Source organism: Tatumella citrea (genome assembly GCF_002163585.1).
Taxonomy (GTDB): Bacteria; Pseudomonadota; Gammaproteobacteria; order Enterobacterales; family Enterobacteriaceae; genus Tatumella; species Tatumella citrea.
On sequence record NZ_CP015579.1, the window covers coordinates 2183620 to 2199250 of the forward strand.

Genomic DNA, 15631 nt, shown 5'->3' on the forward strand with positions numbered 1-15631 from the left:
AGTACAGGCTCATCATGGATCTCAACAATCGTCTTACTGAAGATGAAACGCTGGAGCAGGCGTACGATATATTTCTTGAACTGGCAGGGGACAATCTGGACCCGGCAGATATTATTCTGTTTAATTTACAGTTCGAAGAGCGCGGTGGCGCAGAATTGTTCGATCCTTCAGAAGACTGGAATGAACATGTCGACTTCGATTTAAATCCGGACTTTTTTGCCGAAGTAGTTATTGGTCTGGGTGAAGCCGATGGTGAACCTATTACCGATGTTTTCGCCCGGGTTTTGTTGTGTCGTGAAAAAGACCATAAACTCTGCCATATCCTGTGGCGTGAATAAATTCCAGGTGCCCTTCAGGGCACCGTATTCAGCTCTGTACCCGCTCTGATTTATTTATCGCTGCGCTCAACCAGGCTCCTGAACCCTTACTGCAATCATTTTTTCTGTTCAGTAACACTGACCTCCCCCCTGTTCTTCCCGGAACAAAACAGATTAGCTTTATTTAACATTTCCCTGTTCGGGCTTATGAAGCCCTGGCATGAAATAAACATACAACTAAACTAAACTTAACACTTAAGGCACAAATACAGAGTTTTAGCGCAGCTGAAAGGTATCAGCTTGCGCATAATTTGATCTGTATCAGTACCCGCTTTGCAACATCCCGGTAATCTATTCTCAACCAGACTTCATAACTTCATGCCGATATGAGATTCTTTTAGTAAGCACCGTGTTATCACGGGCAGTAGCAGAAATCTGACACGTATGTTTACTAAAAAAGTTTAATTTTCCTTCAGGAGATAAGCATGACTGTAACAAACGTTGCTGAACTGAATGCGCTGGTAGCCAGAGTAAAACACGCGCAACAACAGTATGCAGATTTTAGTCAGGAGCAGGTTGATAAAATCTTTCGGGCAGCAGCACTGGCTGCCGCAGATGCCCGAATACCGTTGGCAAAAATGGCGGTGGCGGAATCCGGAATGGGGATCGTCGAAGATAAAGTTATTAAAAATCATTTTGCCTCCGAATACATCTATAACGCTTACAAAGATGAAAAAACCTGCGGCATCCTGGAAACGGATGATACTTTCGGTACTATCACCATTGCTGAACCCATCGGCCTGATCTGCGGTATCGTCCCAACCACTAACCCGACCTCCACTGCTATTTTCAAAGCACTAATCAGCCTTAAAACCCGTAACGGTATTATTTTCTCCCCTCATCCACGGGCAAAAAATGCAACTAATAAAGCTGCAGATATTGTGCTGCAGGCTGCTATTGCTGCGGGAGCACCTAAAGATCTGATCGGCTGGATTGATGAACCTTCTGTAGAGCTGTCTAACCAGCTAATGCATCACCCGGATATTAATCTGATTCTTGCTACGGGTGGCCCGGGCATGGTGAAAGCCGCTTACAGTTCAGGTAAACCGGCTATCGGTGTAGGTGCGGGTAACACTCCGGTAGTTATCGACAACACTGCGGATATTAAGCGTGCGGTTGCCTCTATCCTGATGTCAAAAACCTTCGACAACGGGGTCATCTGCGCCTCTGAACAATCAGTCATCGTCGATGATACTGTCTATGATGCAGTCCGTGAACGTTTCTCCAGTCACGGCGGTTATCTGTTACAAGGCAGTGAATTACAGGCAGTACAAAACATCATTCTAAAAAATGGTGGTCTCAACGCGGCCATTGTTGGTCAGCCGGCAACCCAAATTGCTGAGATGGCTGGTATTAACGTACCTGCAGACACCAAGATATTAATTGGTGAAGTCAGTGTTATTGATGAGTCTGAGCCTTTTGCTCACGAAAAATTATCACCAACACTCGCCATGTATCGTGCCAAAGACTTTAACGATGCTTTGCTTAAAGCCGAAAAACTGGTCGAAATGGGTGGTATCGGACATACCTCATGTCTGTATACCGACCAGGATAATCAGCCGGAACGGGTAAAATTGTTTGGTGAGAAAATGAAAACCGCCAGGATACTGATTAACACTCCTGCATCTCAGGGGGGTATCGGCGATTTATACAACTTTAAACTGGCCCCTTCCCTGACATTAGGCTGTGGTTCCTGGGGTGGTAACTCTATTTCAGAAAACGTCGGGCCTAAACACCTGATCAACAAAAAAACCGTCGCTAAACGGGCTGAAAATATGTTGTGGCATAAACTTCCTAAATCCATCTATTTTCGTCGTGGTTCACTGCCGATTGCTCTGGAAGAAATCGCCGGAGATGGTGCAAAACGGGCATTTATCGTTACCGACCGCTTCCTGTTTAACAATGGCTATGCGGACCAGGTTACCCGGGTATTAAAAGCGCATGGTGTTGAAACTGAGATATTTTTTGAAGTTGAAGCCGATCCGACGCTCAGCATTGTTCGTAAAGGCGCAGCTCAGATGCATAGTTTCAAACCTGATGTCATTATTGCCTTAGGTGGTGGTTCCCCGATGGATGCGGCGAAAATCATGTGGGTGATGTATGAGCATCCGGAAACTCACTTTGAAGAACTGGCTCTGCGATTTATGGATATCCGCAAACGTATCTATAAATTCCCTAAAATGGGCGTTAAAGCCAGCCTCGTCGCTATTACCACAACTTCCGGTACCGGTTCAGAAGTGACACCTTTTGCAGTGGTTACCGATGATGCCACCGGACTGAAATACCCTCTGGCGGACTATGCTCTGACACCGGACATGGCCATTGTCGATGCAAACCTGGTCATGGATATGCCAAAATCACTGTGTGCTTTTGGTGGTCTGGATGCAGTGACGCATGCACTTGAAGCTTATGTCTCAGTACTGGCGAACGAGTATTCCGATGGACAGGCACTGCAGGCGTTGAAATTGCTGAAAGAGAACCTGCCAGCCAGCTATCATGAAGGTGCGAAAAATCCGATTGCCCGCGAACGGGTACATAATGCCGCCACAATAGCAGGTATTGCCTTTGCTAACGCCTTCCTTGGGGTATGTCACTCAATGGCGCATAAGCTGGGTTCTGAATTCCATATCCCGCACGGGCTGGCAAATGCCCTGCTGATTTCGAATGTTATCCGCTATAACGCAAATGATAACCCTACTAAGCAGACCGCTTTTAGCCAGTATGACCGCCCTCAGGCACGTCGTCGTTATGCTGAAATTGCGGATCATCTGGGCTTAGGTCAGCCAGGCGATCGCACCGCAGCTAAAATTGCCGCCCTGTTGAAATGGCTGGATGAAATTAAAACAGACCTGGGAATTCCTAAATCAATTCGGGAAGCAGGCGTTCAGGAGGCCGATTTCCTCGCAAAAATTGATAAGCTGGCAGAAGATGCTTTCGACGACCAGTGTACAGGAGCTAACCCACGTTACCCTCTGATTGCCGAATTAAAACAGATAATGCTGGATAGTTTTTACGGCAGGGAATTCAGCGAAGGAGCATCTGCGACTTCTGAAGAAACTGAAAAACCTGCGGCTGCATCCCGCAGTAAAAAGAAAGTAAAATAACCTGAAAACAAAAACCGCCAGCTTGAACTGACCCCATAAAGTTGGACGGTTCATGTTAAGCGGCTACCAGGGCCTGGGTTCGGTACTCTACCGGACTCACCCCTTTTAGTTTCAGTTTTATTCTTTCATGATTGTAATAGTGGATATACTCATCGATTGCTATGCGTAACTCTTTTATATCTCTATATTCACTGAGGTAAAAGCATTCCGCCTTTAATGTCCCGAAGAAGCTTTCTATTACCGCATTGTCATAGCAGTTGCCCTTTCGTGACATGCTCTGTTTCAGCCCTGCTTCCTTAAGTCGCTTCTGATATTGCACCATTTGATACTGCCAACCCTGATCTGAATGGAGCAACGGGTATTCACCTTCGTTCAGCACTGATAACGCTTTAGTCAACATATCATCTACCATCGACAACCGGGGCGATGTTCCATTTGATATGCCACGATTTCACCGTTATAAAGATCAAGTATCGGAGATAAGTACAGCTTTTCCCCGCCAACTTTAAATTCCGTAACGTCCGTGACCCACTTCTGATTTGGTCTGTCCGCAGTAAACTTACGATCCAGCACATTACCGGCAGCTTTGCCGTATCGGCCTTTGTAAGAGTTGTACTTTTTCACTCTGATACAGGATGCCAGCTGTAACTGCTTCATGAGCCTCTGAACCGTTTTATGATTCAGTAAACACCCCGACCCGCAAGCGTGATCCTGCGATATCCATATCGCCCTTTATGGTGATGGAACAACGCCAGGATCCGACGCTTATCATCGGCATATTTATCTGCCTTTTTGCCGCATGACAACTGCCAGTAAAACGTACTTCTGGCTAACTCAGCGGCTTTCAGCAAACGCGCCAAAGGAAATTGTGACCTTAGCTCATTCACGACTTGCGTTTTATCCCGCGTTTTGGCGTGTTTTTTTCCCTGAGTAAGGCTTGAAGCTTTTTTAAGTAAGCCACTTCGACGCGTAGTTGCTCAAGCTCTTCGCGTTCGTCCGTATTGAGGGTGGTCTGAGAAAGGTTAACCGCTTTCTTTTCAGGTGTATCTGGCATCGTTTTTTTCCTGCCGCGGTTGACTTTGAGGGCTTCAATACCCCCCTCATCATACAACCGTTCCCACAGACATACTGAGGAAAAAGCAGGGATAGCGAATTTGGCACAGACTTCGCGAACAGACAGACGGTGTTCACGCATAGACAAGATAACAGACTCTTTGAAAGCCGGAGAATAGGTGAAGCACCGCATAGTCAGCCCGGCTTCGCCATGAAGCTGCCATAAAGCAGTCCACTTTCTTACGGCACTGTTATCGATACCAAACCGTTTTGCTGTCGCTTTCTGTCCCTCCAGTCCGGAAAGGTAGTGCTGCACGACCTCAAGTTTGAAGCTGAGAGAATACTTACTCATAAAAACTGCACCTTACTCAGTTGGGTGTCCAACTTTTGGGGTGCAGTTCATCCGAGCGGTTTTTTTATGGCTGAATAAGTTCCGGGCCATTCCCCGCACCATGTATAGCGCTGAGATCATTTTGTTCAATTGCCTGCCAGTAGTGTTTGCGGCAGACTGAGATATAACTTTCATTCCCGCCTATAACCACCTGTTCTCCCTGTCTGAACGGTTCACCCTGCGCGTCAAGGCGTAATACCATACTGGCTTTACGGCCACAGTGGCAGATGGTTTTCAGCTCAACTAATTTATCTGCCCAGGCCAACAGATACTGACTCCCTTCGAATAACTCCCCGCGAAAATCCGTTCGCAATCCATAGCACAGCACAGGAATATCCAGAAAGTCAGTCACCCAGGTCAGTGATTTCACTTGCTGGCGGGTTAGAAACTGGCTTTCATCAACCAGCACACAATGTAACCGGGCTTCCTGATGTAGCCGGTGAATATCATCACCTATATCAGTTTGCTGGTTATAAAGCCTGGCTTCAGAGGATAATCCTATACGGGAACTGACTTTACCTTTTCCGAAGCGGTTATCAATTTCAGCGGTATAAATGACCGTTTTCATTCCGCGTTCATGATAGTTATACGACGATTGCAGCAATGAAGTGGATTTCCCTGCATTCATTGCAGAGTAATAAAAGTAAAGCTGTGCCATGTCACCTGCTCTCTGGAGTACAAAGTAATTGATTTCATCTTAACATATCCCGTGCATACAAAATGTGCATCATCAGATATATCTGTATTTTTCGCATTTGCTTTGCGAATATTTAACGCTTGTCCGTTATTTTGCCGACAGTTATCTGTTTGTTTCTAAAGTCACCGGGATATTAATTTGTTAATGATGTCATAGTTATTAGTTGCAGTAAATTTTACCTGAGACTATGATTATAATCTTCTGCATAATAACCAATTAATTGTGAGATCCGGACAATGAGCGATGCGATTAAATCGTTGAATAATATTCGTACACTGCGTGCGCAAGCCAGAGAATATAGTATTGAAACTCTGGAAGAGATGCTTGAGAAATTTGAAGTTATTGTTAACGAGCGTCGTGAAGAAGAATCCCAGGCTGTTGCACAAAACTCAGAACGTTTACGCAAACTGGAACAATATCGTGAAATGCTGATTGCAGATGGTATTGATCCAAATGAACTTCTGCAGGCTGTTGCAGCAGCTAAACCTGCGGTTAAAGCGCGTCGTGCCGCACGTCCTGCCAAATATCAGTATACTGATGAAGCGGGTGAACTTCGTACCTGGACTGGCCAGGGCCGTACACCAGCAGTGATCAGAAAAGCCATCGAATCAGACGGTAAAAAACTGGAAGACTTTGCTCTTTAATCTGACTGATTAGCTTTCATTCTCCGGTAAATTTTCCTGTTGCCGGTTATCCGGCAACATTAAAGGAGGGTAATTACCCTCCTTTTTTATACTTTGTAATAATCCCGATACCAGCTAACAAACTTCTTAACGCCTTCACGTACTGAAGTATCCGGCTTAAAGTTAATCAGGTTATATAATTCCGCTGTATCTGCACTGGTATCCAGAACATCCCCTGCCTGCAAAGGTAACATATTCTTTTTAGCCGTAATTCCTAAGGCGTCTTCAAGTGCATTGATGTAATCCATCAGAGCCACCGGCTGGCTGTTGCCTATATTATAAATACTGTAGGGGGCAGAGCTTTTCGCTGCTGAACCGCTTTCCACCGTCCAGTCAGGGTCTGGTTGTGGGATTTTATCCTGCAGCAGAAAAATGGCTTCCACAATATCATCAATATATGTGAAATCTCGTTGCATTTGCCCGTAGTTATATACATCGATGGATTCACCGGCCAGTATCGCACGGGTAAATTTAAACAGCGCCATGTCAGGCCGGCCCCACGGACCATAAACTGTAAAAAAGCGCAATCCTGTCACTGGCAACTGATATAAATGAGAATAACTATGACTCATCAGTTCATTAGCTTTTTTGGTCGCAGCATATAATGAGACCGGATGATCGACACTGTCTTCCGTGGAAAACGGTAATTTACGGTTTAACCCATAGACAGAGCTTGAACTGGCATAGAGCAGATGCCCAATTTTATGATGTCGACAACCTTCCAGCACATTGAGGTGCCCGACAACGTTTGAATCTACATAGACATGTGGATTTTCCAGTGAATAACGAACACCTGCCTGAGCGGCAAGATGAATGACACGCTGGAAAGAATGGCGGCTGAATAATGAATCCATCGCGGCCCTGTCAGCAATATCAACCTGCTCAAAAGTGAAACCAGGAAATGCCTTTAGCAACTCTACCCGGTCCTGTTTCAGCCGGACATCATAATAATCATTCAGATTATCGATACCCACAACACGGAGCCCGGCTTCCAGCAAACGCCGGCAGACAGTAAAACCGATAAACCCTGCTGCGCCTGTCACCAGATAGTTCATATTTCCCTCTTTTCAGCTTATACAGATGGCTGTTTTCATTCCCGCCATTACGACCGACAGAATGATACAGGTTTCGCGATACAAAAATCACGGATTGTTTTAGCTTTCCGCCATTTATGGCGCTCTGAGCTCTGACAATAAAAAAAAAGGTCATACACAATGGCATGACCCTGAATATCTGACTGATGTAATTCCACTGCGGTTAGCAAGGCAACCAGCGCCGCCCTGCTACTTTATCAGCTTACAGTTTTGCTCAACCAGTTTTTGAAATCTTCGCCAAGAACAGGGTGACGAACACCGTATTCAACAAACGCCTGCATATAACCCAGCTTGTTACCACAATCGTGACTAAGACCTTTGAGGTGGTAAGCTTCGACAGTTTCTTTCTCCATCAGCATAGCGATAGAGTCAGTTAACTGTACTTCACCACCTGCTCCCGGAGGAGTTTTCGCCAGCAGAGGCCAGATATGTTCAGAAAGTACATAGCGACCCACAACGGCCAGGTTTGAAGGTGCTTCAGAAGCTTTAGGCTTCTCGACCACTCCAACCATTGGTGCACTCTGGCCAGGTTGTAAGTCCGCGCCCTGGCAGTCAACTACACCGTATGCAGTGACATCGGCAACCGGCTCAACCATAATCTGACTACGACCGGTCTCATCGAACCGGTGTAACATCTCTGCCAGGTTCTCCTGCTGCAGGTTTGATTCGTATTCATCAATGATCACATCTGGCAGGATAACCGCAAAAGGTTCATCACCTACCAGCGGATGTGCACACATCACAGCATGCCCCAGTCCTTTTGCAACACCCTGACGCACCTGCATAATGGTGACGTGAGGAGGACAGATGCTTTGAATTTCATCGAGTAACTGACGTTTAACACGTTTTTCCAGCATAGCTTCTAACTCGAAGCTGGTATCAAAGTGGTTTTCGATAGAATTTTTTGAAGAGTGCGTTACCAGAATAATTTCATGAATACCGGCAGCAATACATTCATTCACCACATACTGGATCAACGGCTTATCAACCAGTGGCAGCATCTCTTTTGGAATTGCCTTGGTTGCCGGCAACATACGGGTTCCTAATCCCGCCACCGGAATTACCGCTTTTTTTACTTTTGATTTATAAGCAGACATCAAATTACCTCACTCGTGGGCGAGTATTGCCCATAGGATTTTTTGTTTTGAACAGCCACAGTATATCAGTTGATCCCCCCCGGATTTCGCCTGAAAGCGCAATCACGGGAAATTTAGGAATTATACTAACCGGTAATTTACCCTGACAGATAAGAAACTTACATCATTATTGTTCATGGAAGCTGATCATTTGCACAGAGCATCAGTTTGAGCTTTCCACCAGCTCCACTGATACTACATTCGCACGCTGTCAAAGAAAAACTGTGCTGTGTCGCATGTATTTGTTCAAATGTTCCTGGCGGGATGCCGGTATCCAGTTCGTGCTGAACACCGTCAATATCAATAACACTGTGTAACCCTGCAGGGACCAGTAGCAATTGTCTCTGAGTATGGTGATAGTATCCTACCAGCAAAGGAAACTGCCCCGTCATCCCGGCATCCTGAAGTAATTTATTGATATCATTAAGAATGCTACTGAGTTCAGGCAACTGCTGACGCTGATCAGCAATTTTTTTCTGCAGCAATTCATTAAACATAACCCGCAGTAACAACGCCGCCATAATGCCGTTGTTGCCGGCACGAGTCACGTCCAGTACATAGAAGCCAATCTGAGAGTCAGAAAGTGCCGCAATATCAAAGACTAAACCGGGTTCACCGGTACAGGTCAGCTGACGGTAATTCACCTGAGTGTTAGCAAGAGACTGACGGATGGGGGGCTGGAGTTGTTTAATCAGCCGGATTGCTTTGTCCGGCTGTTGAATCAAATCATCCCAACTGTCGAAAAGTTGCTCATCCTCTTTGATTTTGGAGGCAAACATTGATGGATAGAGGCATTCCAGAATGACATCCCGCACCCGCTCCAGGTCATCAAGAGGTTTCAGCAGTACATCCTGTACACCCAGCCGGAGCATGCCAGCAATTTCAGATACATCCTCACTGGCGGTAATAATTACAACCGGGAGAGCATTGCCACGAATACGTAATTGCTGAACAAATTCATCACCCCGCATCACCGGCATGTTGAGATCACAAATGACCAGATCAACCGGATAATGGTCGATCAGGTTAAGTGCCACTTTTCCATCGCTGGCAGGCAGAGTTTTCCCCCCCATACTCTCAACAAAACCACAAATCAGCGAAGAGAAGACGACTTCATCTTCAACAACTAAGATATTTTTACCGGACAATGGGTTACTCATTACAAATACCTGTTCTTGTTCTCAGAGTTATAACGTTCCTCTCTGCAGGAATAGATACCCGACAGTTTTAAGCGCAGTCTTCTGGCAATGTGAACTTTTGTCAGTAAGAGAATCTGCTGCTTTTGTATAGTATAGTTCATCCTCGGCCTTTCACCTGTCAGCCTGTTTTAGCTGAATCAGGCCGCAAAAAGCATTAAACATTTTAGATAAAACGGAGATAAAGTGTCCACCGAACCCTGTCCTTGTGGAAGCCAGCAGAATTATGACCATTGTTGTGGCCGGTATATCAGCGGAACACAGATTGCGCCTGATGCACAATCGCTCATGCGTTCCCGCTATACTGCGTATCAACGTGGTAATGTGCCATGGCTGATAGAAAGCTGGCATCAATCTCAGAGAAGTCCCGGACTCGAACAACTTATTTCCGCCAATCTGTCTGAGACCCAATGGCTCGGGCTGAACGTTATCTCACATGACTATAATAATGATAGTAATGAAGCATTTGTTACTTTTTTTGCCCGATATTGCGAAAAAAATCAAACTTCGGCGATTTACGAACGGTCTCGCTTTATCAGGGAAGAGCAACACTGGTATTATGTTGACGGCGTTCATCTGCAGGCGGGCAGAAACGATACCTGCCCTTGCGGTTCCGGCAGGAAATATAAAAAATGTTGTGGTCAGTAGCAAATCAGCCACATTGCACGACTGAAATTAGATTCGACAGGATAATGCGCACAATGCAAGCCCAGACGTTACAGAGAAAAGTTTTACGAACCATCTGTCCTGATGCTAAAGGACTCATCGCTAAAATTACCAATATTTGTTACAAGCACGAACTAAATATTGTCCAGAATAATGAATTTGTCGATCACCGTACCGGCCGCTTTTTTATGCGTACCGAGCTGGAAGGCATTTTTAATGACACCACATTACTGGCAGATTTAGACAGCGCTTTACCTGGCGGATCGGTGCGTGAACTGCAACCTGCAGGGCGCCGTCGTGTCGTAATTATGGTCACCAAAGAGGCTCATTGCCTTGGTGATTTGCTGATGAAAAGCACCTTTGGTGGCCTGGATATGGAGATTGCGGCGGTCATAGGTAACCATGAGACACTGCGTTCTCTGGTAGAACGGTTTGATATCCCGTTCGTACTGGTCAGTCATGAGGGTTTGACCCGTGAAGATCACGACATGCGTATGGCAGACGAAATTGAGCGTTATCAGCCTGACTATGTAGTACTGGCAAAATATATGCGTGTTCTGACCCCGGAATTTGTAAAACGGTTTCCAAATCAGATTATTAATATCCATCATTCTTTCCTGCCTGCCTTTATTGGCGCACGTCCATACCATCAGGCCTATGAACGCGGCGTGAAGATTATTGGCGCCACTGCGCACTACGTGAATGATAATCTGGATGAGGGTCCAATCATTATGCAGGACGTTATTCATGTTGATCACAGCTTTACGGCTGACGATATGATGCGTGCGGGACGTGATGTAGAAAAGAATGCTCTCAGCCGTGCCCTGGATAAGGTGCTTGCTCAGCGGGTATTTGTTTACGGCAACCGGACTATTATTCTGTAAAAATTGACTGCAAAATACGCATGTCATTCATTTACCGTGTAAAAAACAGGCAAGCGATGAAAAATATCCGTTTTGCCTGTTTACACATTCAGAAGTTCTGTTAATATGCACCCCGCTTCGACAGGTTAAGAAGCATCACAATCAGGTGGGATTCCCGAGCGGCCAAAGGGAGCAGACTGTAAATCTGCCGTCACAGACTTCGAAGGTTCGAATCCTTCTCCCACCACCATCTTATTATGGCGCTTCAGCCAAACAATTCAGACCAGCTTATATATTCTCCACGGAGAAGGACGAGAACCTTCGACAAGGTTTGAGCCGAACAACGTGAGGCAACGTGCTTTAGCCCGGCCCGCAGGGCGAGCCGGTACGGCGAGTCATCCTTCTCCCACCACCATTCTAAATGGCGTTTCAGCCAGATATTCCGGGCAAGCTTATATATTCTCCACTGAGAAGGACGAGAACCTTCGACAAGGTTCGAGCCGAACAACGTGAGGCAACGTGCTTTAGCACGGCCCGCAGGGCGAGCCGGTACGGCGAGTCATCCTTCTCCCACCACCATATTATTATGGCGCTTCAGCCAAACAATTCAGACCAGCTTATATATTCTCCACGGAGAAGGACGAGAACCTTCGACAAGGTTCGGGCCGAACAACGTGAGGCAACGTGCTTTAGCACGGCCCGCAGGGCGAGCTGGTACAGCGAGTCATCCTTCTCCCACCACCATTCTAAATGGCGTTTCAGCCAGATATTCCAGACAAGCTTATATATTCTCCACGGAGAAGGACGAGAACCTTCGACAAGGTTCGGGCCGAACAGCGTGAGGCAACGTGCTTTAGCACGGCCCGCAGGGCGAGCTGGAACAGCGAGTCATCCTTCTCCCACCACCATTTCAAATGGCGTTTCAGCCAGACATCCCGGGCAAGCTTATATATTCTCCACGGAGAAAGACGAGAACCTTCGACAAGCTTCGGGCCGAACAACGTGAGGCAACGTACTTTGGCACGGCCCGCTAGATACGCTTTGTTTATCTGAACAATAACCACCGATGTTAATATTCTCACAATCTGATCTGAAGCTGCAGTCCACCCTCCTGTTTTCCGCGAAATGCGCAATCGCTCTCCCTGCCCTTGCTTACGGTGACATTCGGGGAAAAAATCGCTACCATCGCGGTTAAATTCTATGAAAGTGGTAAAAACATGAAATTTGTTTCTTTCAATATCAACGGGCTCAGAGCACGTCCACACCAGTTAGCCGCGCTGGTCGAGAACCTTCAGCCAGATGTTATCGGATTACAGGAAACCAAAGTCCACGATGATATGTTTCCTCTGGAAGAGGTTCTGAAACTGGGTTACCACGTCTTTTACCATGGTCAGAAAGGACATTACGGAGTCGCATTACTGACCAAAGCTGAACCGGTTAGTGTACAGCGTGGTTTTTTGACCGATGATGAAGATGCTCAGCGTCGGATTATTATGGCTGAAATCCCCTCACCAATTGGTAACATCACCGTGATTAACGGTTATTTCCCACAGGGCGAAAGCCGTGACCATCCGATAAAATTTCCGGCTAAAGATAAATTCTATCAGGATTTGCAAAGTCATCTGGAAACTCATTTAAGTACCGAAAATCCGGTGCTGATTATGGGGGATATGAATATCAGTTGTACCGACAAAGACATCGGTATTGGAGAAGACAACCGCAAACGTTGGCTGAGAACCGGAAAATGCTCATTCCTTCCGGAAGAACGCGAATGGATGGATAAATTGTTAGGCTGGGGTCTGACAGATACATGGCGCGCAGCTAATCCACAGGTGGAAGATCGTTTCTCATGGTTTGACTACCGTTCAAAAGGCTTTGATGACAACCGTGGTCTGCGTATCGATTTGCTGTTGGCCAGCCAGCCTTTGGCATCCAGATGCGTTGCCACTGGTATCGACTATGATATCCGCAGTATGGAAAAACCTTCTGACCATGCTCCTGTCTGGGCTGAATTCAAACTCTGATCAGTTGTTTGCCGGAATATCGCTGAGTCTTAACGGCTCAGCGGTTTCCAGATCAGAGGTTCCGTTCCTGTAACATTCTGCTCGCGGCTGCACTGTATCAACACCGGTCCTGCCTTAATCACCGCACCTTCAGAATAACGCTGACTATTATAGAAACAGACCCGGTCGCTATTCTGCCAGTCTGCACGACCTGTTTGTCCAACAGACATAATTTGCCCTGTATCAATATCCAGCCGGACCGCCCCCCGGCTGTTGGCATCGACCGAACAGAATGCAGAAAAACAACAGAATCCAGCTGAAATCAGCACTAAACAGCGCATATTTATTCCTCCGTGACAGGTTTTTTCTTCCTTTTTGGCCCCCCTTTGCGTGGAGCGGCGGGCAGTTGTCTTAAAATTTGTACCGGAGGAGCGCGTCGTGCCTCACCGATCAGGCTTTGCAATGTATTCACCAGAGGATGCATAAAATCCTGGTAGCGAAAGTTCTTTTCGCTGATGCTGGTAAGCATTGATTCCCAGTGTGCAGTCATATCCGGGCTGGCCGCCGGCTGAGGAAGTGCATGAATCAGCGCTTTTCCTATTGCAGTTGAATGAATATAGCGCCCTTTCTTCTCCAGAAAACCCCGTTTAAACAGTAGTTCGATAATCCCGGCACGCGTCGCCTCCGTACCTAAACCATCGGTCTCTCTCAGCACTTTCTTTAGTGCTTTATCCTGAACAAAGCGCGCAATACCTGTCATGGCTGACAATAATGTGGCATCAGTAAAGTAACGCGGTGGCTGAGTTTTCTTTTCCAGCACCTCTCCCTGCTCGCACAGTAATTCCTGACCTTTTTTAACTTCAGGCAACGGTGTACCGTCGTTTTCTTCGTCACGCTCTTTCGCGCCTAACAGCACCCGCCAACCAGAGACCGCCAGGAATCTGGCTTTGGCGACGAATTTCCCGCCAGCAATTTCCAGTTCAATCACGCATTTGCGGTAAACAGCCTCAGGGCAAAACTGCATCAGGTACTGCCGGGCAATCAGCCCGTAAATATTCTGTTCATTTTCCGTCAACCGGGTATTCGTTCGTCTTGCGGTTGGAATAATTGCGTGGTGAGCATCAACCTTTTTATTATCCCAGCAACGATTACGTAAATCCGGATTAAGTTCTTCCGGCATTGCCTGCTGAGGCAGATGGCTGCTGATAGCCTCCATCACTGCATGTCGCCCGGCAAAGTGTTCTTCCGGTAAATAACGGCAATCAGAACGCGGATAAGTGATCAGTTTATGGGTTTCATATAACTTCTGGCAGATATCCAGTACATTCTGCGCACTCAGTCCAAAGCGTCGCGCAGCTTCAATTTGCAGACTGGAAAGCGAGAACGGAAGCGGAGCAATCTCTGACTCACGTTTATCCTGATAGCTGGTGACCAGAGCTGGTTGACCAGTAATACGCTTACACACATGATCGGCCAGCGAACGGTTAAGCAAACGCCCTTCTTCATCCTGCCAGGATTCACAGGCATCACTCGGTACCCATAATGCTGTAAACCTTTGCTCGTTTTCGGCCAGAATATGCGCTCTGACTTCAAAAAAATCTTTAGCGACGAAACCGGCAATATCTTCATCACGACGAACCACCAGCCCGAGAACGGGAGTCTGAACCCGCCCAACCGATAATACCCCGTTATAGCCCGCATTACGGCCAAACAAGGTATAAGCACGGGTCATATTAATGCCATAAAGCCAGTCAGCCCGGGCTCTGGCAAGCGCCGAGATGCAGAGTGGAACAAAATCCCGGTTTTCACGCAGTTTCTCTATGGCCCGCTCCACAGCCTGAGGATTAAGATCATTAATCAGGCAGCGCTGAACCGTTGCTTTTTTTTCACCGCTCAGTTTCAGATAGTCCAGCACTTCATCCACCAGCAACTGACCTTCGCGATCAGGGTCACCAGCATGAACTACCTGAGACGCCTGCTGGAGCAGTTCTTCTATCACCCGTAACTGCTTAGCAACTTCCGGGCGAGGCTTAAGCAGCCATTTTTCAGGAACTATCGGTAAATCGGCCAGCGACCAGCGGGCATAACGTGGATCATAATTTTCAGGCTGAGCCTGTTCCAGCAGGTGGCCAACACACCAGGTGACAACCTGATCATTCCCACAGGCAATAAATCCCTGCCCGCGTCGGTGCGGTTTAGGTAGTACATCTGCAATAGCCCGCGCAAGACTGGGCTTTTCGGCAATAAACAAACGCATTAACCGCGATATTCCTTTCAGTCGGGTGGCTGTAAATCATCTGTATTTGGCCCGGAACTAACGGCTTACCGGGCCTTCAGTAACCAATCTAATGCCGGTTACTGGCTTCCT

Annotated in this window: 12 protein-coding genes, 1 tRNA gene, 4 other RNA genes and 1 pseudogene; 11 read left to right on the plus strand and 7 right to left on the minus strand. The window is 46.9% G+C overall.

Features of this window, described 5'->3' with window-relative positions:
* Positions 1–14 precede the first annotated feature (14 nt).
* Both A7K98_RS10420 and adhE read left to right on the plus strand, forming a co-directional pair.
* Positions 15–338, plus strand: coding sequence for an HI1450 family dsDNA-mimic protein (locus tag A7K98_RS10420; protein WP_087488503.1), 324 nt, complete (start codon positions 15–17; stop codon positions 336–338).
* Positions 339–802: 464 nt separating this feature from the next.
* A complete protein-coding gene (gene adhE / locus A7K98_RS10425) occupies positions 803–3481 on the plus strand; it encodes a bifunctional acetaldehyde-CoA/alcohol dehydrogenase (RefSeq protein WP_232461618.1) in 2679 nt (892 codons plus the stop codon).
* A gap of 55 nt (positions 3482–3536) precedes the next feature.
* Here adhE and A7K98_RS10430 read toward each other — a convergent pair.
* Both A7K98_RS10430 and A7K98_RS10435 read right to left on the minus strand, forming a co-directional pair.
* Positions 3537–4886, minus strand: a pseudogene (locus tag A7K98_RS10430) (IS3 family transposase).
* 64 nt (positions 4887–4950) lie between these two features.
* Complete coding sequence (locus A7K98_RS10435) at positions 4951–5583, minus strand: thymidine kinase (RefSeq protein ID WP_087488504.1); 633 nt, start codon at positions 5581–5583, stop codon at positions 4951–4953.
* Between the two features lie 275 nt (positions 5584–5858).
* Between A7K98_RS10435 and hns the strand changes: the two genes are divergently transcribed.
* A complete protein-coding gene (gene hns, locus A7K98_RS10440) occupies positions 5859–6266 on the plus strand; it encodes a histone-like nucleoid-structuring protein H-NS (protein WP_087488505.1) in 408 nt (135 codons plus the stop codon).
* A gap of 86 nt (positions 6267–6352) precedes the next feature.
* Here the strand turns inward: hns and A7K98_RS10445 are convergent, their stop codons facing one another.
* The 3 genes from A7K98_RS10445 to rssB form a co-directional block, all read right to left on the minus strand.
* Positions 6353–7360, minus strand: coding sequence for an NAD-dependent epimerase (locus A7K98_RS10445; RefSeq protein WP_087488506.1), 1008 nt, complete (start codon positions 7358–7360; stop codon positions 6353–6355).
* Between the two features lie 236 nt (positions 7361–7596).
* On the minus strand, positions 7597–8496 hold the full coding sequence (gene galU / locus A7K98_RS10450; RefSeq protein WP_087488507.1) for a UTP--glucose-1-phosphate uridylyltransferase GalU: 900 nt from the start codon (positions 8494–8496) through the stop codon (positions 7597–7599).
* A 173-nt stretch (positions 8497–8669) separates the two neighbouring features.
* Positions 8670–9695: a two-component system response regulator RssB gene (rssB, locus tag A7K98_RS10455; RefSeq protein WP_087488508.1), complete on the minus strand. Its 1026-nt coding sequence runs from the start codon at positions 9693–9695 to the stop codon at positions 8670–8672.
* 222 nt (positions 9696–9917) lie between these two features.
* On the opposite strand from rssB, the gene A7K98_RS10460 reads away from it, so the two are divergent.
* The 8 genes from A7K98_RS10460 to xthA all read left to right on the plus strand — a co-directional run bounded on the left by A7K98_RS10460 (position 9918) and on the right by xthA (position 13284).
* On the plus strand, positions 9918–10379 hold the full coding sequence (locus tag A7K98_RS10460; protein WP_087488509.1) for a YchJ family protein: 462 nt from the start codon (positions 9918–9920) through the stop codon (positions 10377–10379).
* Positions 10380–10432: 53 nt separating this feature from the next.
* Positions 10433–11281 (plus strand): formyltetrahydrofolate deformylase, encoded by an 849-nt coding sequence (gene purU, locus A7K98_RS10465; protein ID WP_038020815.1) that lies wholly within the window; start codon positions 10433–10435, stop codon positions 11279–11281.
* Between the two features lie 144 nt (positions 11282–11425).
* Positions 11426–11510, plus strand: a tRNA-Tyr gene (locus A7K98_RS10470).
* Between the two features lie 40 nt (positions 11511–11550).
* Positions 11551–11675: non-coding RNA, RtT sRNA (locus tag A7K98_RS10475), on the plus strand.
* Between the two features lie 39 nt (positions 11676–11714).
* A non-coding RNA gene (locus A7K98_RS10480) (RtT sRNA) lies at positions 11715–11839 on the plus strand.
* Positions 11840–11879: 40 nt separating this feature from the next.
* A non-coding RNA gene (locus A7K98_RS10485) (RtT sRNA) lies at positions 11880–12004 on the plus strand.
* Between the two features lie 39 nt (positions 12005–12043).
* A non-coding RNA gene (locus A7K98_RS10490) (RtT sRNA) lies at positions 12044–12168 on the plus strand.
* 309 nt (positions 12169–12477) lie between these two features.
* The gene (xthA, locus tag A7K98_RS10495) at positions 12478–13284 is read left to right on the plus strand and encodes an exodeoxyribonuclease III (RefSeq protein ID WP_087490459.1); all 807 of its coding nucleotides are present in this window, start codon (positions 12478–12480) and stop codon (positions 13282–13284) included.
* Positions 13285–13313: 29 nt separating this feature from the next.
* On the opposite strand, the gene A7K98_RS10500 is transcribed toward xthA, so the two are convergent.
* Together A7K98_RS10500 and A7K98_RS10505 are read right to left on the minus strand one after the other, a co-directional pair.
* The gene (locus tag A7K98_RS10500; RefSeq protein WP_087488510.1) at positions 13314–13604 is read right to left on the minus strand and encodes a DUF1496 domain-containing protein; all 291 of its coding nucleotides are present in this window, start codon (positions 13602–13604) and stop codon (positions 13314–13316) included.
* Positions 13605–13606: 2 nt separating this feature from the next.
* Positions 13607–15520, minus strand: a complete 1914-nt coding sequence (locus A7K98_RS10505; protein ID WP_087488511.1) for a DNA topoisomerase III — start codon at positions 15518–15520, stop codon at positions 13607–13609.
* Between the last annotated feature and the right edge of the window lie 111 nt (positions 15521–15631).

What these genes read in the sequence shown, in the direction of transcription:
- A7K98_RS10435 (WP_087488504.1), bottom strand. Translation starts at nt 5,583, where the DNA reads ATGGCACAGCTTTACTTTTATTACTCTGCAATGAATGCAGGGAAATCC.
- A7K98_RS10500 (WP_087488510.1), bottom strand. Translation starts at nt 13,604, where the DNA reads ATGCGCTGTTTAGTGCTGATTTCAGCTGGATTCTGTTGTTTTTCTGCA.
- A7K98_RS10505 (WP_087488511.1), bottom strand. Translation starts at nt 15,520, where the DNA reads ATGCGTTTGTTTATTGCCGAAAAGCCCAGTCTTGCGCGGGCTATTGCA.
- A7K98_RS10445 (WP_087488506.1), bottom strand. Translation starts at nt 7,360, where the DNA reads ATGAACTATCTGGTGACAGGCGCAGCAGGGTTTATCGGTTTTACTGTC.
- xthA (WP_087490459.1), top strand. Translation starts at nt 12,478, where the DNA reads ATGAAATTTGTTTCTTTCAATATCAACGGGCTCAGAGCACGTCCACAC.
- rssB (WP_087488508.1), bottom strand. Translation starts at nt 9,695, where the DNA reads ATGAGTAACCCATTGTCCGGTAAAAATATCTTAGTTGTTGAAGATGAA.
- galU (WP_087488507.1), bottom strand. Translation starts at nt 8,496, where the DNA reads ATGTCTGCTTATAAATCAAAAGTAAAAAAAGCGGTAATTCCGGTGGCG.
- A7K98_RS10420 (WP_087488503.1), top strand. Translation starts at nt 15, where the DNA reads ATGGATCTCAACAATCGTCTTACTGAAGATGAAACGCTGGAGCAGGCG.
- adhE (WP_232461618.1), top strand. Translation starts at nt 803, where the DNA reads ATGACTGTAACAAACGTTGCTGAACTGAATGCGCTGGTAGCCAGAGTA.
- purU (WP_038020815.1), top strand. Translation starts at nt 10,433, where the DNA reads ATGCAAGCCCAGACGTTACAGAGAAAAGTTTTACGAACCATCTGTCCT.
- hns (WP_087488505.1), top strand. Translation starts at nt 5,859, where the DNA reads ATGAGCGATGCGATTAAATCGTTGAATAATATTCGTACACTGCGTGCG.